General features: G+C 59.4%; 20 protein-coding genes. 8 read left to right on the top strand and 12 right to left on the bottom strand.

The genetic code is table 11. The features are described 5' to 3' along the window. The first annotated feature begins 40 nt into the window (after positions 1–40). Positions 41–337, top strand: a complete 297-nt coding sequence (locus DQN55_RS17210; protein WP_048378816.1) for a hypothetical protein — start codon at positions 41–43, stop codon at positions 335–337. A 3-nt stretch (positions 338–340) separates the two neighbouring features. Continuing rightward, positions 341–1,210 (top strand): DUF72 domain-containing protein, encoded by an 870-nt coding sequence (locus DQN55_RS17205; protein WP_048378817.1) that lies wholly within the window; start codon positions 341–343, stop codon positions 1,208–1,210. On the opposite strand, the gene DQN55_RS17200 is transcribed toward DQN55_RS17205, so the two are convergent. After that, complete coding sequence (locus tag DQN55_RS17200; RefSeq protein WP_048378820.1) at positions 1,207–1,827, bottom strand: hypothetical protein; 621 nt, start codon at positions 1,825–1,827, stop codon at positions 1,207–1,209. The two genes, DQN55_RS17205 and DQN55_RS17200, sit on opposite strands and share 4 nt — an antisense overlap. 92 nt (positions 1,828–1,919) lie before the next feature. On the opposite strand from DQN55_RS17200, the gene DQN55_RS17195 reads away from it, so the two are divergent. Then, complete coding sequence (locus DQN55_RS17195; RefSeq protein ID WP_048378822.1) at positions 1,920–2,702, top strand: class I SAM-dependent methyltransferase; 783 nt, start codon at positions 1,920–1,922, stop codon at positions 2,700–2,702. A 45-nt stretch (positions 2,703–2,747) separates the two neighbouring features. Here DQN55_RS17195 and DQN55_RS17190 read toward each other — a convergent pair whose 3' ends face one another. Continuing rightward, positions 2,748–3,383, bottom strand: a complete 636-nt coding sequence (locus DQN55_RS17190) for a TetR/AcrR family transcriptional regulator (RefSeq protein WP_048378824.1) — start codon at positions 3,381–3,383, stop codon at positions 2,748–2,750. A 90-nt stretch (positions 3,384–3,473) separates the two neighbouring features. Here DQN55_RS17190 and DQN55_RS17185 point away from each other — a divergent pair, with 90 nt between their 5' ends. Together DQN55_RS17185 and DQN55_RS17180 are read left to right on the top strand one after the other, a co-directional pair. Then, positions 3,474–4,574 (top strand): efflux RND transporter periplasmic adaptor subunit, encoded by a 1,101-nt coding sequence (locus DQN55_RS17185; protein WP_048378829.1) that lies wholly within the window; start codon positions 3,474–3,476, stop codon positions 4,572–4,574. A 5-nt stretch (positions 4,575–4,579) separates the two neighbouring features. Next, entirely contained in the window at positions 4,580–7,645 is a 3,066-nt protein-coding gene (locus DQN55_RS17180; RefSeq protein ID WP_048378830.1) for an efflux RND transporter permease subunit, read from the top strand. 61 nt (positions 7,646–7,706) lie between these two features. On the opposite strand, the gene DQN55_RS17175 is transcribed toward DQN55_RS17180, so the two are convergent. Continuing rightward, complete coding sequence (locus DQN55_RS17175; RefSeq protein WP_048378832.1) at positions 7,707–8,105, bottom strand: YbaY family lipoprotein; 399 nt, start codon at positions 8,103–8,105, stop codon at positions 7,707–7,709. Positions 8,106–8,192: 87 nt separating this feature from the next. After that, the gene (gene plsB / locus DQN55_RS17170; protein ID WP_048378834.1) at positions 8,193–10,700 is read right to left on the bottom strand and encodes a glycerol-3-phosphate 1-O-acyltransferase PlsB; all 2,508 of its coding nucleotides are present in this window, start codon (positions 10,698–10,700) and stop codon (positions 8,193–8,195) included. A 241-nt stretch (positions 10,701–10,941) separates the two neighbouring features. On the opposite strand from plsB, the gene DQN55_RS17165 reads away from it, so the two are divergent. Continuing rightward, complete coding sequence (locus DQN55_RS17165) at positions 10,942–11,151, top strand: cold-shock protein (RefSeq protein ID WP_048378837.1); 210 nt, start codon at positions 10,942–10,944, stop codon at positions 11,149–11,151. A 117-nt stretch (positions 11,152–11,268) separates the two neighbouring features. Here DQN55_RS17165 and DQN55_RS17160 read toward each other — a convergent pair whose 3' ends face one another. From DQN55_RS17160 to DQN55_RS17145, 4 genes are all read right to left on the bottom strand, one after another. Further along, positions 11,269–11,649, bottom strand: a complete 381-nt coding sequence (locus tag DQN55_RS17160) for a hypothetical protein (RefSeq protein WP_048378839.1) — start codon at positions 11,647–11,649, stop codon at positions 11,269–11,271. Positions 11,650–11,729: 80 nt separating this feature from the next. Further along, positions 11,730–12,539, bottom strand: coding sequence for a putative RNA methyltransferase (locus DQN55_RS17155; protein WP_048378841.1), 810 nt, complete (start codon positions 12,537–12,539; stop codon positions 11,730–11,732). Next, positions 12,539–13,690, bottom strand: a complete 1,152-nt coding sequence (gene dapE / locus DQN55_RS17150) for a succinyl-diaminopimelate desuccinylase (RefSeq protein WP_048378843.1) — start codon at positions 13,688–13,690, stop codon at positions 12,539–12,541. The genes DQN55_RS17155 and dapE overlap by 1 nt, the downstream gene beginning before the upstream one ends. A 107-nt stretch (positions 13,691–13,797) precedes the next feature. Next, complete coding sequence (locus DQN55_RS17145; protein ID WP_048378846.1) at positions 13,798–16,389, bottom strand: glycosyltransferase; 2,592 nt, start codon at positions 16,387–16,389, stop codon at positions 13,798–13,800. Positions 16,390–16,660: 271 nt separating this feature from the next. On the opposite strand from DQN55_RS17145, the gene tcdA reads away from it, so the two are divergent. Beyond that, the gene (gene tcdA, locus DQN55_RS17140; protein WP_048378848.1) at positions 16,661–17,494 is read left to right on the top strand and encodes a tRNA cyclic N6-threonylcarbamoyladenosine(37) synthase TcdA; all 834 of its coding nucleotides are present in this window, start codon (positions 16,661–16,663) and stop codon (positions 17,492–17,494) included. A 5-nt stretch (positions 17,495–17,499) separates the two neighbouring features. Here tcdA and DQN55_RS17135 read toward each other — a convergent pair whose 3' ends face one another. The 4 genes from DQN55_RS17135 to DQN55_RS17120 are packed head-to-tail and all read right to left on the bottom strand — an operon-like array spanning position 17,500 to position 20,558. Then, positions 17,500–17,907 carry a SufE family protein gene (locus DQN55_RS17135; RefSeq protein WP_048378850.1) on the bottom strand — a complete coding sequence of 136 codons (408 nt, stop codon included), beginning with the start codon at positions 17,905–17,907 and terminating at the stop codon, positions 17,500–17,502. Further along, positions 17,904–19,109, bottom strand: coding sequence for a cysteine desulfurase (locus DQN55_RS17130; RefSeq protein WP_048378852.1), 1,206 nt, complete (start codon positions 19,107–19,109; stop codon positions 17,904–17,906). The genes DQN55_RS17135 and DQN55_RS17130 overlap by 4 nt, the downstream gene beginning before the upstream one ends. Positions 19,110–19,167: 58 nt before the next feature. Continuing rightward, entirely contained in the window at positions 19,168–20,202 is a 1,035-nt protein-coding gene (gene dapD / locus DQN55_RS17125; protein WP_048378854.1) for a 2,3,4,5-tetrahydropyridine-2,6-dicarboxylate N-succinyltransferase, read from the bottom strand. Between the two features lie 47 nt (positions 20,203–20,249). Beyond that, positions 20,250–20,558, bottom strand: coding sequence for an arsenate reductase (locus tag DQN55_RS17120; protein ID WP_231995697.1), 309 nt, complete (start codon positions 20,556–20,558; stop codon positions 20,250–20,252). A 283-nt stretch (positions 20,559–20,841) separates the two neighbouring features. Here DQN55_RS17120 and DQN55_RS17115 point away from each other — a divergent pair, with 283 nt between their 5' ends. Further along, positions 20,842–22,488 carry a Na+/H+ antiporter gene (locus tag DQN55_RS17115; RefSeq protein WP_048378858.1) on the top strand — a complete coding sequence of 549 codons (1,647 nt, stop codon included), beginning with the start codon at positions 20,842–20,844 and terminating at the stop codon, positions 22,486–22,488. Positions 22,489–22,518: the final 30 nt, after the last annotated feature.

The raw sequence follows: 22,518 nt of genomic DNA, 5'->3' as shown, positions 1-22,518 counted from the left end.
AGCGGCTACACTTGCTTTTATCGCCCACGAGCCTGCAGTCATGCGTATAGACGGCTTTTCCTCACAGTCCTACCCCATCAAGCGCAAGCCGCGTAAAGACTCGGCGCTGATCGATGACTCGGTGGAGGACAATGACCTTGTGTTCGAGCAGGCTCCCGGCTCTGCCACGGCACGCACGTCGCCAGAACGCATCAGCCCGTTGCCGGTTCGTCAGCAAGACATGATCTTCCAGCGTGCCATGAACAGAAACGTGGCCAACGCGCTGACCAGCTACCTCACGACTGCGGGTTTCGTCGATTGGGACGTAGAGGTGTTGAGCCTGGACCTGTACATTTGAGCCATGACTGATTCACCTCTCCCTTATTACCTGGGTTGTCCGTCCTGGAGTGAAAACGCCTGGCGCGAGGGCTTGTACCCGCAGAACGCACGGACCACCGAGTTTCTCGGGCTCTATGCGCAAGTGTTCAACGCCGTCGAGGGCAATACCACGTTCTATGCCCGACCCGCAGCGAGCACGGTTGAGCGTTGGGCACAGAGCATGCCCGAGCATTTCAGGTTTACCGCCAAGTTTGCCCGCGATATCAGCCATGGCGGTGATTTACGCGAGCAGGCCCAGGCCGCAGAAGACTTTGTGCAGCTGTTGCAGCCCCTGGGAGCGCGTGTCGCCCCTCTGTGGCTGCAACTCCCGGCAAGCTTCGGGCCTCAGCGCCTGGCCGAGCTGGTGAGCTTCATAGACACGCTGCAGCGACCGTTGGCGGTCGAAGTCCGCCACCCCGACTTCTTCGCCAAGGGGGATGCCGAACGGTTGCTCAATCGTGTGTTGATGGATCGCGGGGTCGAGCGCATTTGCCTCGATCCACGGGCCTTGTTCAGCTGCACGTCAACCGACCCGGCGGTGCTCCACGCGCAATCGAAAAAACCGAAGGTTCCGCCGCGTCCGGCCGCCTTCACCGCATTTCCGCAAGTGCGCTTTATTGGCCGGCCCGAGCTGGAAGCCAATGACACCTATTTGCGGCCCTGGATCGAAAAAGTCGCGGGCTGGATCGAAGAGGGGCGCACGCCCTACGTGTTTTTGCACACACCCGACAACCATCGGGCACCCGAACTGGCGCGGCGTTTTCATCAGCAGTTGAGTGAGCGGTTGCCGGGCCTGCCCGTTTTGCCCGAGCTATATCAGGCCCAGACCACCGAGCAATTGGGGCTGCTTTAAGCGGCGAGACGCAGGTTATTGACGATCAGCGGCCTTGCCCAGTTCAGGTCGAAGTCCATTGCCCGTTGCTGTTCGACCAGCGCCAGTGCGTCGAAGGGCACGGCGGGCTTGTCGAGCAACTCCAGTTCAAATTCAGCAATCGGCAGATGCAGCGCCCGGGGTTCCGATGCCGGACCTGGCTCCGGTGGCGGGTGCCCTTGTGCCATTACCAGCGGGCGCACCCAACTGGTGTTGTAGTCCTGCAGCTGTTGTTGCTCGGCAATGATTTCAGGCGGGAAGGGCTGGGCTGGCGGCGGCAGCAAGTCTGTTTCAAATTCGGCAATGGGCAGAAACAACGCTTCAGGCGGGCGCAGTTCGGTGTCCAGAATCTCGCAATGACGTTGGGTGGTGAGGGTGCTTAGCAGCTGATGGCCACCTTGTGGTTCCACCGTCTCATCGTCTGTCGATAGTTCGGCGTGCAGATGCGCGAACGTTTCATTCCCGGGCTGCTCGGTCAATGCCCGGGCGTACAAGTCTCGCCACAGGTGATTAACGCTGCCCGTGACTTGCGAATTGTGCCGGCCAAAGTCGCCAATCGGCGCAATAAAGCCCAGGGATGTGGAATGAATGTCTGACATAGCTCTCGGTTGGCGCCCAGCTCTGGCAAAATGCCGGATATTTCATTTATCGGCAGCCTTTGCCGATCATTAAATTTTTGAGCGTGTTTTAGATGATTGAGCAAGCAGCAGGCTGTCGTATCAAGGTCGAGGCGTTGGACGAGGCTTACCAGGCCTTGGCCGAGCAATGGGCTGAGCGCCTGGGCTTGCCTCTGGACGTGGCAGACGCCGAGTTCGCATTGCAGGTGTCTGCCCAGGGTGTGCAGTTGCAACAGTTGGGCCCGGATGCACCTGGCCCGGTGCGAGTGGATTTTGTCGAGGGTGGCGCGGCTCACCGGCGCTTGTATGGTGGCGGCAGCGGGCAAATGATTGCCAAGGCTGTTGGCATTCAACAAGGCGTGCGCCCGCGGGTACTGGACGCAACAGCAGGGCTGGGCAAGGACGCGTTTGTGCTGGCGAGCCTGGGCTGCGAGATGAGCCTGGTCGAGCGTCAGCCGTTGATCGCCGCATTGCTGGAAGACGGCCTGGCCCGTGGCCTGAATGATCCGCACGTGGCGCCTATTGTGTTGCGCATGCACTTGCTTAAAGGCAATTCGATCGAGGTGATGCGTCATTGGGAAGGCGAGCCGCCACAGGTGATCTACCTTGACCCGATGTTCCCGCATCGTGAGAAAACTGCCCTGGTGAAGAAGGAAATGCGCGTGTTCCGGCCCCTGGTGGGCGATGACAATGACGCGCCGGCCTTGCTTGAAGCTGCGCTGGCGCTGGCCACCCACCGCGTGGTGGTCAAACGTCCGCGCAAGGCCCCGTGTATTGCAGGGCCCAAGCCGAGCCACGGGCTCGAAGGCAAGTCGAGCCGTTACGACATTTACCCGAAGAAAGCCTTGAAGCCCTAGGCCTGCGCCAACCGGCAGGCGCGAGCAAGTTCGCGCCTACGCAGGCTATGGGCGATACGCCCGCATAAAGACCTGCACCACTTCCTGTACATGGGCTTCGCTGTCTTCACTGTTCAGCCGTTCGCCACAGCCATACAGCAGACGAAAATTAGGCGCGCCCTTGAGCATGCAAAAGAAGTGTTCGGCTGCGTAGTGCGGATCTTCAATCTGCAGGGCGCTGCTCAGATCAATCTTTCTCAGCAGTTGCTCCATCTCCCGCACCACCCGCTCGGGTCCCGCTTCAAAGAAAATCTGCGAAAGCTTAGGGTCCTGACTGCCAAAAGCCACCATCAGCCGATGCAGGTTCAGTGATTCTTCGCTGTTGATGAGTGCATGAAAGCCCCGGGCGATTCTCAGTAAAACGTCTTCGATGGGCTGGTCCGCCGGCAGTGAAAACAGCAGCCCGGGCAGTTGGCTTTCACAGGTGGCCATCACCGCCGACGAAAACAGTGCTTCCTTGTCGTTGAAGTGGCTGTAGACCGTCAGTTTTGACACGCCCGCCAATCCTGCAACCGCATCCATGCTGGTGTTGGCGTAGCCCTTGCTCAAAAACAGGGTTTTGGCGGCATCAAGTATCGCCTGGCGTTTTGCCATGTCTTTGGGGCGACCGGGAGCATTGGGGATTAAAGGTTGATCAGACATTTCCGTTTATTACTGGACTGGTGAGTTTAGTATTAATAACATGCCGGCCAGTATAAATATTCCAAGCCTCATTAGCGAAAGGTCGTCACCATGTTGCGCCATGCCTTGCCCCGCGCTGTGCCTGTCTGTCTGGCTTTACTGTTGTCTGCATGCGGGCATGAAGAGCCCGTCCACACCAGCATCAGTCCGGCGATGGTGGTGCAGCCACAGCCTTCGGCACTGGCGAGCCAAAGCTATCCCGGTGAAGTGCGGGCGCGTTTCGACCCGCAACTGGCGTTTCGTATTGGCGGCAAAGTTACCCGGCGTCTGGTCGACGAGGGGGAGCGGGTCAAGGCCAATCAACCTCTGGCCGAGCTGGACCCACAAGACGTGCGCCTGCAACTGGACGCAATCCGCGCCCAGGTTGCCGCAGGGCAGGCCAACCTGACCCTGGTGCGGACTGAGCGTGACCGTTACAAAATCCTGCTTGATCGGCAGATGGTCAGCCGTTCGCAGTTCGATAATGCTGAAAATCTCTACCGGGCAGGCGAGGCCAAGTTAAAGCAGCTCAAGGCCGAACAGGATGTGGCAAGCAATCAGGCAAGCTATGCGGTATTGCGCGCCCCTCAGGATGGCGTGATAGCCCAGCGTCAGGTGGACGTTGGGCAAGTCGTGTCCGCAGGGCAAACCGTGTTCACCCTGGCGGCTGATGGTGAGCGTGAGGTGTTGATCAGTCTGCCGGAGCACTCGTTCAGCCGCTTCAGGATTGGCCTGCCGGTATCAGTCGAGCTGTGGTCGCAGCCTGATCAGCGCTTCAGCGGACGGATTCGTGAGCTGTCGCCTTCTGCCGATCCAAAGTCGCGGACGTTCGCTGCTCGAATCGCCTTCACCGCAGGTAAAGTGCCTGCCGAGCTGGGTCAAAGTGCCCGGGTGTTTATCCAGAACGACGCAGCCAGCGCCTTGACCGTGCCGCTGTCGGCCTTGGGTGCGGAAAACGGTGCGCCCTATGTCTGGCGCGTCAGCGCTGGCAACACGCTTGAGCAAGTGCCGGTACGGATTGGCCCTTTTGGCGAGAAAAGCGTGCCGGTGCTGGAAGGTCTCAAGGCTGATGACTGGATCGTTGCGGCGGGCGTTCATGTACTGCATGCGGGGCAGGAGGTGCGACCGGTCGACCGTTCCAACCGCACGATCAACGTTGCGGCGAAGGAGTGATCCCGATGGGTTTTAACCTTTCTGCCTGGGCGTTGCGCAATCGCCAGATCGTACTGTTCCTGATGCTGTTGCTGGCGATTGTCGGCGGGCTTTCCTATACCAAGCTGGGGCAAAGCGAAGATCCACCGTTCACCTTCAAGGCCATGGTGATCCGAACCTTGTGGCCGGGTGCCACGGCTGAGGAAGTCTCGCGCCAGGTCACTGAGCGCATCGAGAAAAAGCTGATGGAGACGGGCGAATACGAACGCATCGTGTCCTATTCGCGTCCGGGTGAGTCGATGGTGACCTTCATGGCCCGTGACTCGATGCACTCCGGGGAGGTGCCGGAACTGTGGTATCAGGTGCGCAAAAAAATCAGCGACATTCGGCATACATTGCCCGCGGGGGTCCAAGGACCGTTTTTCAACGACGAGTTCGGCACCACCTTTGGCAATATCTACAGCCTGAGTGGTGAGGGCTACGACTACGCAGTGCTCAAAGACTACGCTGACCGCATCCAGATCCAGCTGCAGCGGGTCAAGGATGTCGGCAAGGTCGAACTGCTGGGCCTGCAAGACGAAAAAGTCTGGATCGAACTGTCCAATCTCAAGCTCGCGACCCTGGGATTGCCGCTGGAAGCGGTTCAGAAAGCGCTGGAAGAACAGAACGCGGTCTCTACCGCAGGTTTCTTTGAAACCCCGACCGAGCGTGTGCAGTTGCGGGTCAGCGGCCACTTCAAAACGGTCGAAGAAATTGAAAACTTTCCGATTCGAGTAGACGAGCGCACGTTCCGTATCCGCGATGTGGCGGATGTGCGTCGCGGCTTTAATGATCCCCCCGAGCCGCGCATGCGCTTTATGGGCCAGGACGCCATTGGCCTGGCGGTGGCCATGAAAGACGGCGGCGACATTCTGGTGTTGGGCAAGGCACTGGAAGGCGAGTTTGCCCGCCTGCAAAAGAACCTCCCGGCCGGCATGCAATTAAGCAAGGTGTCGGATCAGCCCGCCGCGGTGAAAACCAGCGTCGGTGAGTTTGTGACGGTGTTGGTAGAGGCGCTGGTGATTGTACTGCTGGTGAGTTTTTTCTCGCTTGGGGTACGTACCGGCATGGTGGTGGCATTGACCATTCCGCTGGTGCTGGCGATGACCTTTGCCGCCATGCATTACCTGGGGATCGGCCTGCACAAAATCTCGCTGGGCGCGCTGGTACTGGCGTTAGGCTTGTTGGTGGACGATGCCATCATCGCCGTGGAAATGATGGCGATCAAAATGGAGCAGGGCTACGACCGGCTCAAGGCCGCGAGCTTTGCCTGGACCAGCACCGCATTCCCGATGCTCACCGGTACCTTGATCACGGCGGCGGGCTTTCTGCCGATTGCCATGGCCCAGTCGAGCACGGGTGAGTACACCCGCTCCATATTTCAGGTGGTCACCATTGCCTTGCTGGCGTCGTGGGTCGCAGCGGTGCTGTTTGTGCCGTATCTGGGGGCCTTGCTGTTGCCTGATCTGGCGAAAAAACATGCTGCCCGGCACGGTACGGCGTCGGGTGTTCCTGACCCGTACGCCACACCGTTCTATCAGCGAGTACGGCGACTGGTGGAATGGTGCGTGCGCCGGCGTAAAACCGTGATTGCGCTGACGGTGCTGCTGTTCTTGGGATCGGTGGTGCTGTTCAAGTTTGTCCCGCAACAGTTCTTCCCGGCATCGAGCCGTCTGGAGTTGATGGTCGATTTGAAATTGGCGGAAGGCGCTTCGCTGAGCAACACCACTGAGCAGGTCAAACGGCTTGAGGGGTTGCTCAAGGATCATCCGGGTATCGTCAATTATGTGGCCTATGCCGGAACCGGCTCACCGCGTTATTACTTGCCGCTGGACCAGCAATTGCCGGCCGCCAGCTTTGCCCAGTTTGTGGTGCTGGCCAAGACCATCGAGGATCGCGAAAATCTGCGCACCTGGCTGATTGAAACCCTTAACCAGCAATTTCCGACGATTCGTTCACGGGTGACACGCCTGGAAAACGGTCCGCCCGTAGGCTATCCGGTGCAGTTCCGGGTCACCGGCGAGCACATCGACGAAGTACGGGCGCTGGCCCGCAAGGTGGCAGCCAAGGTACGGGAAAACCCTCACGTGGTGAACGTGCACCTTGACTGGGAAGAGCCGAGCAAAGTGGTGTACCTCAACATCGATCAGGACCGTGCGCGGGCCTTGGGTGTGAGCACGGCGAACCTTTCGCGCTTTCTGCAGGGCACCTTGCTGGGGTCCACGGTCAGCCAGTATCGCGAAGACAACGAACTGATTGAAATCCTGTTGCGTGGCACGCCGCGTGAGCGCACCGAACTGGCACGGCTGCCGAGTCTTGCGGTGCCGACCGATCATGGTCAAAGCGTAGCCCTGTCGCAGATTGCGACACTGGAATATGGCTTTGAAGAAGGCATCATCTGGCACCGCGATCGCCTGCCCAACGTGACGGTGCGCGCCGATATTTATGGCAAGGACCAACCGGCCACTCTGGTGCAACAGATTCTGCCGACACTCGAAGGGGTGCGGGCCGAATTGCCCGAAGGTTATCTGCTGGATGTGGGGGGGACCGTAGAGGACTCAGCGCGTGGGCAAGACTCGGTCAAGGCCGGAGTGCCGCTGTTTATCGTGGTGGTACTGACTCTGTTGATGGTGCAGTTGCGCAGTTTCTCGCGCATGGCGATGGTGTTTTTGACCGCACCGCTGGGCTTGATCGGTGTCACGCTGTTCTTGCTGGTGTTCGGTCAACCCTTTGGCTTTGTGGCCATGCTGGGCACCATTGCCTTGTCCGGGATGATCATGCGCAACTCGGTGATCCTGGTGGATCAGATCGAGCAGGACAAAGCGGCAGGGCTGGCCCCCTGGCAGGCAATTATCGAGGCGACCGTTCGACGCTTCCGCCCGATCGTGCTGACCGCGCTGGCGGCGGTGCTGGCGATGATCCCGCTGTCACGCAGTGTGTTTTTCGGGCCGATGGCCGTCGCCATCATGGGCGGGTTGATTGTGGCGACCGCTCTGACCCTGCTGTTCTTGCCGGCGCTGTACGCGGCGTGGTTCAAGGTGAAGAAGGTTTAATCACCCGGGTTCAGTTTCCTCTCCTGGCGGGAGGGGAAACTGAATGCTGCCCGGGATTACATTACCGAACCTGGTCGACTCGTATCTGCAGGGGGCGCAGGTACTTTGCATCGAGATCAACTGTGTTGCGCTCGGTGGTCACAAACAGCAATTTCCCGTCCTGTTCGATCCGTGCACTCACTGCGTAGGTGTGCCCGGGCTTTACCTCGGCAGGGTCATAGGTCAGGTGAAACGGCAACGGCACCTGCCCCTTGATTTGCCCGCTTTGCTTGGCCAGGGTCACAGCCGGAGCATCAGCCAGCGACACATCCTGCAAACTCACTTCCAGCGTAGCGGTAGGGGGCAGGGCGATCCGCTGCAGGTAAAACACTTCGCCGTCGAGGGTCGCTTGCGGGGTGGAGGTCATCGCACTGCAGGCTCCGAGCAGAGTGGTCAGGCTGAGTAGAAGGACTTTTTTCATAGAAGACTCCGTAAGGCTCGCATCAAAGCAATGCGATGAGTGGATCGGCACGTCCGCCAGATACATCCGGCGGACGTGCGTACTGAGTTAGGGTGTTTTCTCCAGCGAGAGCGGGGTTTGGTCTGCCGCGTCTTCACTGCGGTGCAGGGCCACCTGACGGATCGACAAACGAATCTCGGCCGGCAGCACGCGTTTGGCCACACCTTCGGCCAGCTCGCCCAGCACTTCGTTGTAGCTCAACTTGCCGTTGGCATCCCGGCGCAACACGCCTTGTTCAAGCAGCGTCTGGATAAAGTGGCGGAACAGGCTCTTGTCGAAGAACTCAGGCGCATTGAGCCCATGCAGGATCGACAGGCGCTGGGCCATCATGGTGCACAGGTCTTCCAGCTCTTCGGCGCTTAACGTGTCCTGCCCGCTGTTGAGCAGCAACGAAGTGGCCATGTAGAAGCGTTGCAGGGTTTGCGCGATGCTCTTCGACAGCAGCGTCAGCAATACAAAGTGCCGCGAGCTGGGTGCCGGGCGCAGGTACACCTCATTCTCGACGCGCAACAAACCTTGTTCGACAAAGGCCTCAAGCCATTGGTCGACCACGCCGTCCAGCTCCTCCTGTGACCAGCGGATGAACAGTTCCGATTGCAGGTAAGGGTAGAGCGCGTGGGTGTAGCGCAGGATTTGTTCGCGGGTCATGCGCGAGGCGCTCTGGAAGAAGCTGGCCAGCAATGCAGGTAACGCAAAAATGTGCAGTACGTTATTGCGGTAATAGGTCATCAAAACGGCGTTCTGTTCATCCAGATACAGGATCTTGCCCAGCGCATCACTTTGCTCGGAGAGCAGGTCCATGCCCTTCACGTACTCGATCAGTGCTCGCCCGTCGCCTTCCGGCAAGGTGGTATGGGGCGAGTAAGGCACACGGCGTAACAAGGCCAGATACAGATCCAGCACGCGGGCCATGGCCCGATCGTCCAGAGCCAGCTTGCTGGTCGACAACAGCGCCAGCGCGACCAGATTGACCGGGTTGATCGCAGCCGCTTCGTTCAGGTGCTGGGCAACTTTCTCAGCCAGGCGATTGGTTGTGGCGGTCAGCCACTCGGGACGGTACAGCGGAGCCAGTGGCTGCTGACGCCAGTCGGGCTGTTCCTGGTCGAGGAATTCGGCGAGTTTGATCGGCTCTCCAAAGTTCACTGCGACCTGGCCAAAGCGCTGCTTGAGTGCACCGATGACTTTGAAAATATCGAAAATGGATTCTTTTTTCTTGTTCGCTCCGCGCAGCTCGCCGAGGTAGGTGCGCCCTTCGAGTACACGCTCATAACCGATGTAGACCGGCACAAAGACGATGGGCATGCGCGATGAGCGCAAGAAGCTGCGCAAGGTGATGGCCAGCATCCCGGTTTTGGGTTGCAACATGCGCCCGGTGCGCGAGCGGCCGCCTTCGACGAAGTACTCCACCGGGAAGCCTTTGCTGAACAGGGTATGCATGTACTCATTGAACACCGAGGTGTACAGCGGGTTGCCCTTGAAGGTACGGCGCATGAAAAAGGCGCCGCCGCGACGCAGCAGGCGGCCTATGAGCGGCATGTTGAGGTTGATCCCCGCAGCGACGTGCGGTGGCGTCAGGCCATTGCGAAACAGCAGGTAGGACAGCAGCAGGTAATCGATATGGCTGCGGTGGCAGGGGACGTAGATGATCTCGTGACCCTGGGCAACGTTTTGTACGCCTTCGACATGGTTGACCTTGACCCCGTCGTAAATCTTGTTCCAGAACCAGCTCAACACCACTTCAAAAAAACGGATGGCAGTGTAGGTGTAGTCCGAGGCAATTTCATTGGCATAGCGCAGCGCCTGAGCCTTGGCTTTTTCGGGCGAGATGTTCTCGCGCTCGGCTTCATCGAGGATCGCCTGGCGAACTGCGGGCTCCTTGACCAGCCCTTTGACCAGGTTACGACGGTGCGAGAGGTCGGGGCCGATGACAGCTGTTTTCAGGTTGCGGAAGTGCACCCGCAAAATACGCTGAGCCATGCGCACGGTGCGTTCGTGGCCTTTGTTGTGATCAAGCAGCTCGCGTAAATGGATCGGGGCCGAAAACTGCACCCGGGTCTTGCGTCCCAGAATCAAAATGCGCAGCAAGCGACGCAAACGCCCGGTGACCGCCCAGCTGTCGGCAAACAACAACTTCCAGGGGCTGGATTCGCTGTCGGGAGACTGCCCCCAAAATACGCTGACCGGGATGATCTGTGCATCTTCACCCGGGTTGCTGGCCAGCCGGTCTACCAGTCGGGTCAAGGTCGGCGGTGCGCCGCGCTTGTCCTGACGGCCAAGCCAGTCGGGTTCGGGAGTCAGGTAGAAAAAGGCGGCAGGTTCGATCATGTCCCCTACCGATACCGGAAGCACGGGGCGGGGCAGGCCGACCTTGGTGCACTCGGCGTCAATCACGGCCAGTTCGGTCATGGAGGGCGATTGCAGGACGTAGAACACAGGTCGGCTTCGATCCAGGTTCAGGCTCAAGGACGATTGATTGATCGTCTCAGAGCGCACCCACAGGTACAGCAAGCGACGCAGGGCGCCAAACACAAGGCGACGAAATGGGGAGCGGGTCATACGGCTTCTGCGTTAGTGGATTAAAACGAGTGTTTACTCGAGCCCGTAGTGTGCAGTATCTCCGGAAAATCGGCAAAAAAGCGGCGAACTAATATTGATTGAGTGTTTTTGGGGCTGACTTATACTCGGGGACTCTTTCGCCAGACTATGTAAGACATGTTCTGAAACGTCAGGTTAGAGCGAAAGACCTTAAAGGGCCAATAAGCGAGCCCGTTCAATAATAAAAAGGGGGAAATGATTCATGACAACGCGCGTAACAGGCAGTGTGAAGTGGTTCAACGACGCCAAAGGCTACGGTTTCATTCAGTGTGAAGAAGGCAGGGATGTGTTTGTGCATTACCGCGCCATTCGCGGTGAAGGTCATCGCACCCTGGCTGAAGGCCAGCAGGTTGAATACACCCAGGTCACGGGTGACAAGGGGTTGCAGGCCGAGGATGTCGTGGGGCTGTAAATACAGACCATGTAGCCGCTGCCACAGGCTGCGAAGGGTTGCGCAGCGAACCCTGCCTTTCTTGAAAGTGAAGGAGGGCCCTTATCGCAGCTTGCGGCAGCGGCTACATGCCTTGCATCAGGCGCCGGTTTTCCAGGTGATTTCTTCCTGACCGTCTTCGCTGATGCGAATCCAGCGGTCGGCATCGGCCTCGCCTTGCTCTTCTTCCCACGTACCCGGTGCGCAACGCACTTCGACGTTCAGCGCTTTGAAGGCGGCCTGAGCGCAGGCGATGTCGTCGTCCCAAGGTGTTTTGTCGCTGTCCAGAAACAGGCTGTTCCATTTGCCGACGGCATTTGGCATCCAGGTCACAGGTACATCGCCAGCGGTGCATTTCCACACCTGGCCCTTCTTCACCCAAGGGGTGCAGGTGCCCAAGGCTTCGCTAAGCCATGTAACGACGTGTTCATGACCCGCCTTGGCTTCTTTCAGGTAAATCTCGATATCGGGTTGGCGCATGGATGTCCTCACTGCGGGTCTGAAAAATCCATTCGCGGATTAATCGGGCCAAAGGTGTGAGCCTTTGGCCGTAAAGTTGATTATTGAAGAACGAAGTAATCGTAGCGCATCGAAACGCTGACCACTAAAGGCTCAGGGTGCTCGATGACCTGCGCCCGACGCTCGGCACTGGCGCGCCAGCCGTGGGGCGTCATGGCCAGCAGGTTGGCGCGATCCTGGGGTTCGCTCAAGTGCAGTTTGAACTCCAGTATTTCGCTGTGTTGCAACTGCATGCCTTCCGGCACCAGCGCCAGATGCTTGTCGTCGGCGTAATCGCGAACTTCGTCGTACAGCCGCTCGCGCAATTCCATCAAGTGGCCCCGTGTCGGCCCAACGCGCATCAAGCCGCCGCCGGGGCTGAGCAAGCGTTTGGCTTCGAGCCAGTCGAGCGGGCTGAATACGCTGGCCAGGAACTGGCAGCTGGCATCGGCCAATGGCACGCGAGCCATGCTGGCGATCAACCAGGTCAACTGCGGATTGCGCTTGCAGGCGCGCTTGACCGCCTCGCGGGAGATATCCAGGGCATAACCGTCAGCCGAGGGCAGGGCTTCGGCGATTTGTGCGGTGTAGTAACCCTCGCCGCAACCGATGTCGAGCCAGCGTTGCGGGGCGCGCTCTGCAGCCAGCTCTGCCAGGCGCCTGGCCACCGGCGCGTAATGACCGGCATTGAGAAAGTCGCGGCGAGCCTCGACCATGGCCTGGTTATCGCCAGGGTCGCGGCTGTTTTTATGCTGCACCGGCAACAGGTTCAGATAACCCTGGCGGGCGCGGTCAAAACGATGCCCGGCCGGGCATGCCACGCCGTTGTCGACAGCGCTGAGCGGCTCGGAACAGATAGGACAGGCGAGCATCAGGCGAGCAACTTGATCAGGGTTTGGTAGTAGATTTCGGTCAGTACATCGAGATCGCTGGCCAGTACCCGCTCGTTGACCTGGTGAATGGTCGCATTGACCGGCCCCAGCTCGACCACTTGAGTCCCCAGGGTTGCGATAAAGCGCCCGTCTGAGGTGCCGCCGCTGGTGGAGGCCTTGGTTTCGCGACCTGTGACCTGCTTGATGCTCGACGATACGGCGTCCAGCAGAGCGCCCGGCTCGGTCAGAAACGGCAGACCGGACAACGCCCACTCGATGTGCCAGTCGAGGCCGTGCTTGTCGAGGATGTCAGCCACGCGCTGTTGCAGGCCTTCAACAGTGGATTCGGTGGAGAACCGGAAGTTGAACACGGCCACCAGATCACCGGGGATCACGTTGGTCGCGCCGGTACCCGAGTTGAGGTTGGAAATCTGGAAGCTGGTCGGCGGGAAGAAGGCGTTGCCGTTGTCCCAATGCTCGGCGGCCAGTTCACTCAGGGCCGGAGCCGCCAGGTGGATCGGGTTTTTGGCCAGATGCGGGTAGGCCACGTGCCCTTGCACACCACGAACGGTGAGTTTGGCGCCGAGGGAGCCGCGACGGCCGTTTTTCACCACGTCGCCGACCAGCGTCGTGCTCGACGGCTCGCCGACAATGCACCAGTCCAGCCGCTCGTTGCGGGCTGCAAAACGCTCGACCACGGCCTTGGTGCCATGATGGGCCGGGCCTTCTTCATCGCTGGTGATCAGAAATGCGACCGAACCCTTATGGTCCGGGTAATCACTGACAAAGCGCTCAGCCGCGACCAGCATCGCCGCCAGGCTGCCTTTCATATCAGCGGCACCACGGCCGCAGAGCATGCCGTGCTCATCGATCAGCGCGTCGAACGGGTCGTTCTGCCAGGCCTGGACCGGGCCGGTAGGCACCACGTCCGTGTGGCCGGCAAAGCACAGCACCGGACCGTCGTGTTTGCCGTGAGTGGCCCAGAAGTTGTCCACGTCTTCGATGCGCATCGGCTCAAGCTTGAAGCCGGCATCGCCCAGGCGCTGCATCATCAGCTTCTGGCAATCGGCGTCGATTGGCGTCACGGAAGGGCGACGGATCAGATCACAGGCAAGTTGCAGGGTCGGCGAGAGGTCGGCGTGGGCCGTCATGGTGTGAACTCCGAAGCGGGTCATGTGCGGGGCGGGCAGGCACAAAAGGGCGGATATCTTAAAGCAAAACGGCGGCCAGAGGCCGCCGTTTAGTGGTTGCAGTCAATTTATGCAGCCGGTTGCGGTTCAGTGGCTTCGACCGGCTTGGGTAACGAAGACATGAAAGCCATGATCAACGCTGCCAGATACGGCAACGATTGCACCAGCAGCATGACTACCCAGAAACGCATGTCGTTGCTCGGCAAACCCTGGACAAAGAAGATTCCGAGCGCTGCGCCCCAGAGCAGCAGCATGATGAACACTTCTTCTCGGGCTTCCGAAAGGGCGACCCAAAAACCGTGATTGTCGGCGTTTTTAGGGGTGCGGAAGAACGGAATGCTGGAGGTGAAGAATCCGTAAAGCACCGCTTTGGCGATGGTGTGAGACAACGCGAGGCCAGCCAGTGCCGCTGCAAACGCGTCCTTGAGGTCAACCCCGACGGCGCGACGGTACAGGAAGATGATCTTGCCGACCTTGAACACAAACAGCGCCAGGGGCGGGATGGCGAAAATCAGCAACGGCGGATCAACCCGGGTTGGCACAATGATCATCGCTGCCGACCACAGCAGGGCACCCACGGTGAAGAAGATATTCATGCCGTCGGCCACCCATGGCAGCCAGCCTGCGAGGAAGTGATAACGCTGACCACGGGTCAAGTGAGTATCTTTGCCGCGCAGCAAGCTGGAGGTGTGCCGCTTGATGATCTGGATCGCACCATAGGCCCAGCGGAAGCGCTGCTTTTTGAAGTCGATAAAGGTGTCGGGCATCAGTCCTTTGCCGTAGCTATTGTGGGAATAAGCTGCGGAGTAGCCTTTTTCGAACACGCGCAGGCCCAGCTCGGCATCTTCACAGATGCACCAGTCTGCCCAGCCAAGCTCTTCAAGCACCGAACGCCGGGTCATGGTCATCGTGCCGTGCTGAATGATCGCGTCGCGGTCGTTGCGGGTCACCATGCCAATATGGAAAAAGCCTTTGTATTCTGAGTAGCAGAGCTTCTTAAAGGTGCTCTCGCTTTGGTCGCGGTAGTCCTGGGGCGATTGCACGATGGCGATTTTTGGATCGGCGAAGTGCGGCACCATGTGCTTGAGCCAGTTGGGATCAACGCAGTAATCAGAATCGATGACGGCAATCACTTCGGCATCCGGCGCGGTGTGCGGGATCAGGTAATTCAAAGCCCCGCCCTTGAAGCCTGCCAGCGGCGCGACGTGGAAGAACTTGAAGCGTGGGCCGAGGGTGGCGCAGTAGTCGCGCACCGGCTCCCAGACGGCCGGATCCTTGGTGTTGTTGTCGATCAGCAACACCTCAAAGTCCGGGTAATCGAGGTTGGCGAGGGCATTGAGGGTCTGTTTGACCATCTCGGGCGGCTCGTTGTAGCAAGGCACATGAATGGACACTTTCGGTCGGTAGGCATCATCGCTCTCTACCGGCAGGAACTCACGGCGTCGCTTGCGAATCCACACCGCTTCAGCGAGTTCGTGTGCTTCGGTGAGCAGCACAATAAACACCCCGAGTGCGCCCAGTCCGAGCAAGAAGCCCACGGTCAGACTGAACCACGTGCTGTACTGCTGGCTGTAGTCGTAACCGATCCACACCAGCACCGAACCACACAGGAAGGCGGTGAAGGTCAAGAATGTACGGCCGCGCTGGCGCAGCGCCGAACCATCGATCAGCAGCAGGGCTAGCGACAACAAGGCCAGCACCACAGAGCCGATCGCCAGTACGCGCCATTGGGGAATCGCGACGACCGGGCCTTCGAAGTTGAACTTTTGCTGGCGCGCAGCGTTGTAAACGCCCCAATAGGCGCCCACAGAACCTTCGTCACTGGCTTTCCACGGCTGGTCGAACGCCTCGATCACAAAGTAGTTATAGCCACGGCGGTTCAGGGTATTGACCAGCGTGCGCAGGTAGACCGCCTGATCGGCCGGCGTGGCATCGGCGCCACCGCGCATGCGACCGTTGCTCGGCCAGCCAACCTCCGAGAGCAGCAGCGGTTTTTTCGGGAATATTTTTTTCAGGTCACGGGCGCGATCGAGTACAAACTCGCCAGCCTGGTCCATGGGGATAAATTCCCAATAGGGCAGGATGTGCGCGGCAATCAGGTCAACGTGGCTGGCCAGTTGCGGGTATTTTTCCCATATGTGCCATTGCTCGGAGGTAGTCACCGGCACCTTGACCGCAGCCCGGACACGATCCAGCAGCACGATCAGCTCTTCAGGGGTGATTTCTTCACGGAACAGGGCTTCGTTGCCCACCACGACCCGCACGATGCTGCGCGAGTTATTGGCCAGTTCGATGGCTTTTTGAATTTCGCGCTCATTGCGTTCCTGGTCCGGGCTGATCCAGATCCCCAGGGTGACCCGCAGACCGAACTCTTCCGCCAGCTTGGGGATATCACCGAGCGTGCCGTCGACCGAATAGGTCCGAATGTTGTCCGTCAGTTTGCTCAGAATTTCCAGATCACGACGCATTTCGTCGTCGGACGGAAACTGATCTTTCTGCGGGTACTGACCTTGCTGGAAGGGCGAGTACGAAAAGCCGGAGATTTGATCGGGCCAGTCAGGCGCCGAGACCGGGCGATTGATGAGCGCCCAGAATCCGGTAAAGAGTGCGGCGATGGCCAGTACCACCACCAGGTTGAGTCCAAATTTACGCGATGACATAACTATTTCGGGTTCCAAAGGGAGTGGAACGAAGGTCGGTCGGCAGTTGCCAGACGGCGCGCATCCTACACTGCGATCTGACGTACCGTACAGCGGAGGGGAGGCGCCGGATGCGTGTGCCCCGCTCGCTGATGTTCTTGTTTGTTTCTTGGGAGGCTTGTCAGGCTGCTCAATAGAGTATTAAAGCAGGCTTGGTCGCATGAACCGCAGGAAAGATACTAAACGACACGTCACGCCTCTATAATGCGCGCCGGTTTTTGGGGTGTTGGTCATGAGTACAGAAGATCCACGGTTTGCCGGCGTAGCCCGGTTATATGGCTTGGAAGGCCTGGAACGGCTGCGTGCCGCGCACGTCGCTATCGTCGGCGTGGGCGGTGTGGGGTCGTGGGCGGCAGAAGCCATTGCCCGCTGCGGTGTGGGCGAGATTTCGTTGTTTGACCTCGACGATGTCTGCGTCAGCAACAGCAATCGCCAGCTGCACGCCTTGAGTACGACCATTGGTCGGGACAAGGTAGCGGTGATGGCTGAGCGTCTGCGCCAGATCAATCCGGACTGTGTTGTCCACGAAGTGGCTGATTTCGTCACCCGTGAAACCATGGCCGAGTACATCACCCCGAACATAGATTGTGTGATCGACTGCATTGACAGCGTCAATGCCAAGGCTGCACTGATCGCCTGGTGCAAGCGCCGCAAGATTCAGATCATCACCACGGGCGGCGCGGGCGGGCAAATCGATCCGACGCTGATTCAGGTCTGCGATCTGAACCGCACTTTCAACGATCCATTGGCCTCGAAGGTGCGTTCGACCCTGCGTCGCGACTACGGGTTTTCACGCACCGTGACACGTCATTACAGCGTGCCGTGCGTGTTCTCCACTGAGCAACTGCGCTACCCCAAGCCGGATGGCAGTATTTGCCTGCAGAAAAGCTTTGTTGGCGATGGCGTGAAGCTGGACTGCGCCAGCGGGTTTGGCGCGGTGATGATGGTGACGGCCACCTTTGGCATGGTCGCGGCCACCAAGGCGGTGGACAAGATCGTGGCTGGCGTGCGGCGGCCTTCGGAGCGGGTTAAACCAAAACACAACCCTCTCCCGGGAGAGGGTTGAGGGGGTTAGGCGAGCGCCAATTCCCGCATCCGCTGCAGCACGGCATTCAGCCCGTTGCTGCGCGAGGGTGAAAGTTGGCGGCTGAGGCCCAGTTGGTTGAACCAGTCGGGCACGTCGACCTGCTGCAGTTGTTCGGTGCTCAAGCCATTGACCCGTGCCAGCAGCAATGCGATCAAGCCCCGGATCAATCGCGCATCGCTGCTGGCAGCGAATTGCCAGTGACCATCCTTTAGCTCACCCACCAACCACACCTGACTCTCACAACCCTGCACGCGAGTGGCTTCGGTTTTGTCGGCGTCGCTCAACTCGGGCAGGCGTTGTCCCCATTGCATCAGCAGCCGGGCACGTTGCTCCCAACCAGAGCAGTGTTCAAAGCTTTCGAGTGCGGCCTGGGCTTCCTGGGGCAAGGTCATTGCAGCAACTCCAGTGCCTGATCAAGCGCATCGAAGAAACGCTCCAGATCTTCAGAATCGTTGTACAGCGCCAGCGATACGCGGATCGCGCCTGCGAGGCCAAAACCTTTGAGCAGTGGCATTGCGCAGTGGTGCCCGGCGCGTACGGCAATCCCTTGTTCGGTCAGCAGGTGCGCCAGATCGGCGTTATGCACGCCCTCGACCACAAAGCTGACCAGCGCCAGCTGTGGCGAGCCCAGCAGGCGAACGCCCTGGCGTTGTTTTAACCCGTCGACCAGATACCCGTGCAGTGCGGCTTCGTGAGCTTCAATTGCGGCCTGATCAAGGGTTGCCAGATAACTGAGGGTCGCCCCCAGTCCGATAACGCTGGCTATCGGCGGAGTACCGGCCTCGAAGCCCAGCGGAGCAGGGCGAAAGGTTGCGTGGTGGTAATCAGCGTCCTGCACCATTTCACCACCGAACTGCCAATGCTGCAGGCGGGCCAGAGCTGGATGGCGGCCAAACAGCACGCCAAGCCCGTCGGGGCCATACAGCTTGTGGCTGGAGAATACGTAAAAGTCGCAACCCAGCGCCTGTACGTCATGGCGCCCGTGCACGATGCCCTGGGCACCGTCGACGACCGTCAGCGCGTTCTGCGCCTTGGCCAGGGCCAGCAGGGCAGGCAGCGGCTGCCATACGCCGAGGACGTTGGACAGTTGGCTGACGGCCAGCAAGCGGGTGCGAGGAGTGATCAGCTGTGCCGCTGCGTCGAGATCGATCACGCCGTCGGCATCCAGGGGCAGTACCACCAGCGTCAAGCCTTTACGCAGGGCCAGTTGTTGCCACGGCAGGAGGTTGGCGTGGTGTTCTAGGGCGCTGATGACAATCTCGTCGCCCACTTTGAATTGGTGTTCCAGCCCATAGGCCAGAAGGTTCAGTGCCGAGGTGGCACCGTGGGTGAAGATAATCTGCCCGCTGTCGCCGGCATTGATCCAGTGCTTCACTTTATGGCGGGTGTTTTCAAACGCCTGGGTCGCATGAGCGCCCGGCAAATGTTGGGCTCGGTGCACATTGGCGGCGCCGCTGGCGTAGTAGTGCGTCAGTGCGTCGAGCAGGGCTTGGGGTTTTTGCGTGGTTGCAGCGTTGTCCAGATAAGTCTGGTCCTGACGTTGCAAGGCAGCGATGGCAGGGAAGTCAGCGCGCCAGGGAGAAGGCAGAAGCATGGGGTCCGGGCTCTGATGACGGGACCAGAAGCTGGTCCCGGCAGTGGCAGATAAACGCTTAGTTGTGAGCGTGCAGTGCTTCGTTCAATTCGATGGCCGACTTGTGGGTTTTGCATTCCACAGCGCCGGTTTCCGAGTTGCGACGGAACAGCAAGTCGGGTTGTCCGGCCAGGTCACGGGCTTTGACAACTTTGACCAACTGGTTGTTTTCGTCCAGCAGGGCCACTTTGGTACCGGCCGTTACATACAGGCCGGACTCAACGGTATTGCGATCGCCCAGCGGGATACCAATGCCGGCGTTGGCGCCGATCAGGCAGCCTTCGCCGACCTTGATCACGATGTTGCCGCCGCCCGACAGGGTGCCCATGGTCGAGCAACCGCCGCCCAGGTCGGAACCCTTGCCCACGAATACGCCCGCGGATACGCGGCCTTCGATCATGCCCGGACCTTCGGTGCCGGCGTTGAAGTTGACGAAACCTTCGTGCATGACGGTGGTGCCTTCGCCGATGTAGGCGCCCAGGCGAATACGTGCGCTGTCAGCGATGCGTACACCGGCCGGAACCACGTAGTCGGTCATTTTCGGGAACTTGTCGACCGAGAACACTTCCAGCAGTTCGCCACGCAGGCGGGCTTCGAGTTGACGCTCGGCCAGCTCGCCCAGATCGATGGCGCCCTGGCTGGTCCAGGCCACGTTAGGCAACAGCGGGAATACACCGGCAAGGCTCAGGCCGTGAGGCTTGACCAGGCGATGGGACAGCAGGTGCAGCTTGAGGTAAGCCTCGGGTGTCGAGGTCAGGGCGGCATCTTCAGCCAGCAACGTGGCGACCAGCGGCTTGTGGCTTTCGGCAAGACGCGTCAGCAGCGCAGCTTGAGTGGCGTCAAAGGCTTTTGCGATTTCAGCCATTTGTGCCGCTTGTGCGGTAGTGAAGGTGATTGCCTGATTGCCGCCGGTGTAGCCCAGGATAGGCGCAATGGCTTCGATCAGCTCGGCCGACGGGTTGATCAACGGTTGGGCGTAAAACACTTCCAGCCATGCACCTTGACGGTTCTGGGTGCCGACACCGAAGGCTGCGCTGAACAGGGTAGTAGACATGCAATTACCTCTTACAAAAATAAATGGGCGAGCTTCAGCTCTCGGGCTTAAAGAAGGGCCGCCGCATAAAGATCTGGCTTGAAGCCAATCAGGGTTTTGTCACCGAGATCCAGCACGGGGCGCTTGATCATCGAGGGTTGGGCGAGCATCAGTTCAATGGCTTTCGCCTGGTCGAGATCGGCTTTGCGTTCGTCGTCGAGTTTGCGAAAGGTTGTTCCGGCCCGATTGAGCACCACTTGCCAACCGTGCTCATTGCACCATTGGGTCAGATGATCGCGATCAATGCCACTGGTCTTGTAGTCATGGAAATCATGGCGCACTGCATGTTCATCGAGCCAGGTGCGAGCTTTTTTCATGGTGTCGCAGGCTTTGATGCCGAAAAGGTGCAACGTCTTGCTCGAATCGGTCACTGAATTGCCCCTCCTTTGGATATGCGTTGAACAGTCGATCGCGGATTATGCCATGAGCAGCGCGTCAGGGCGTGGCTAGCTGCAAGCTTGGCATGCTCTTGTGACATGTCGTCGCACTGCTACTTTTGTTCAGGCTCGACTTATGCGCTTAAAGGTTATTATGCAGTCCATGAAAAACTGTAACTGCTTATGTTTATTTTAAAGTTGATTGTTCAGGAATCCCGCTTATATGCAAACCGCTTATACCGTCCTTATCATGCTGATGCTGGTGGGCGTCTCACGCTTGTTAGGGCGCTTGATTCCTTTGCCTTTGCCTTTGGTACAGATTGCAGCTGGCGCACTGCTGGCCTGGCCGACCCTGGGTCTGCACGTTGCACTGGACCCTGAGCTGTTCCTGTTTCTGTTCTTGCCGCCGCTGTTGTTTTCGGATGGCTGGCGCATGCCCAAACGAGAGTTCTGGCGCTTGCGCGGGCCAATTTTGACCCTGGCGGTAGGGCTGGTGCTGTTTACCGTGGTGGGGGCCGGCTACTTCATTCATTGGCTCTTGCCGTCCATCCCTCTGCCGGTGGCGTTCGCGCTGGCTGCGGTTTTATCTCCGACCGATGCCGTGGCGGTGTCGGCCATTTCGCAAAATCGCCTGCCGGCCCCGTTGATGCATATGCTTCAGGGCGAAGCCTTGATGAACGACGCGTCGGGTCTGGTGACCTTCAAGTTCGCACTGGCGGCAGCGGTGACCGGAGTCTTCTCGTTGGCCAACGCCAGCCTGACGTTTGTACTGGTGGCATGCGGCGGGCTGGCGATCGGGGTGGCGCTGAGCTGGCTGGTGGGGCGCATGCGTGCCTGGATGATCGGCCGCGGCTGGGATGACCCGGCCACCCATGTGGTGTTCATGTTGCTGTTGCCATTCGCCGCTTATGTACTGGCTGAACGCCTGGGTGCATCGGGCATTTTGTCTGCGGTGGCAGCGGGCATGATGCAGAGCTGGCTTGATCTGTTGCCGCGCCAGACCAGTACCCGTTTGCTTAACCGCAGTGTGTGGGGATTGTTGGAGTTTGCCTTCAACGGTCTTATTTTCTTGCTGTTGGGCTTACAGCTGCCAAACATCATCAAAGCGGTGGTCAGTCATGAAACTACGTTGTGGCTCACCTTGATGTATCGCTGCCTGGATGTGGTGGTGATCTTCCTGGTGTTGCTGGCGCTGCGTTTTATCTGGGTGCAAAGCATCTGGCGGCTGTCCGGGCTGCTGCGCCGCTGGCGCGGCAAGGGTGCGCTGACGATGGTGCCGACCGCACGCTCCTGCTGGTTGTTGACGGTTGGTGGAGTACGCGGGGCCGTGACTCTGGCCGGTGTGATGTCGGTGCCGTTGCTGATCAGCAAGGGCGTGGATTTTCCGGAGCGGGATTTGCTGATCTTCATTGCCGCGGGTGTGATTCTGTTGTCGCTGGTATCGGCCTGTATTGCGTTGCCGTTACTGTTGCGCGGCATTACAAAGAGCCCGGACGATGCTATGCGCAACGAGGTCCGCGAAGCCTGGCGGCGCACGGCCGAGGCTGCGATCCATGCATTGGAAGTTGAAGACGTGACCGAGCCGCAAGTTGCCCAGGATGCAGCGCAATCGGCATTGGCGGCAGAGATGAAGGCGCGGATCATGTCCGAATACCGGCATCAGCTGGATGTTTTCAACGGCTCGGCCGAAGCACAAGCGCTGGCGTCGCAGATGAACCACCTGGAAAACCGCCTGCGCCTCAAGGCACTGCGGGCCCAGCGACTGGAACTGTACAGCCTGCGTCGGCATCACGAGATCGGCGATGAAGTGCTGAGCGAGATTCTGCGCGACCTGGATTTAAGCGAGGCAAACCTGGGAGCGGGTAAATAGCAGCGCCCCCTGTGTTCTGCTACTGCGGAT

The sequence above is a fragment of the Pseudomonas taetrolens genome (assembly GCF_900475285.1).
Lineage (GTDB): Bacteria > Pseudomonadota > Gammaproteobacteria > Pseudomonadales > Pseudomonadaceae > Aquipseudomonas > Aquipseudomonas taetrolens.
The sequence above is the reverse complement of the archived record's forward strand: the minus strand, read 5'-3'. Positions and strand labels throughout refer to the sequence as shown.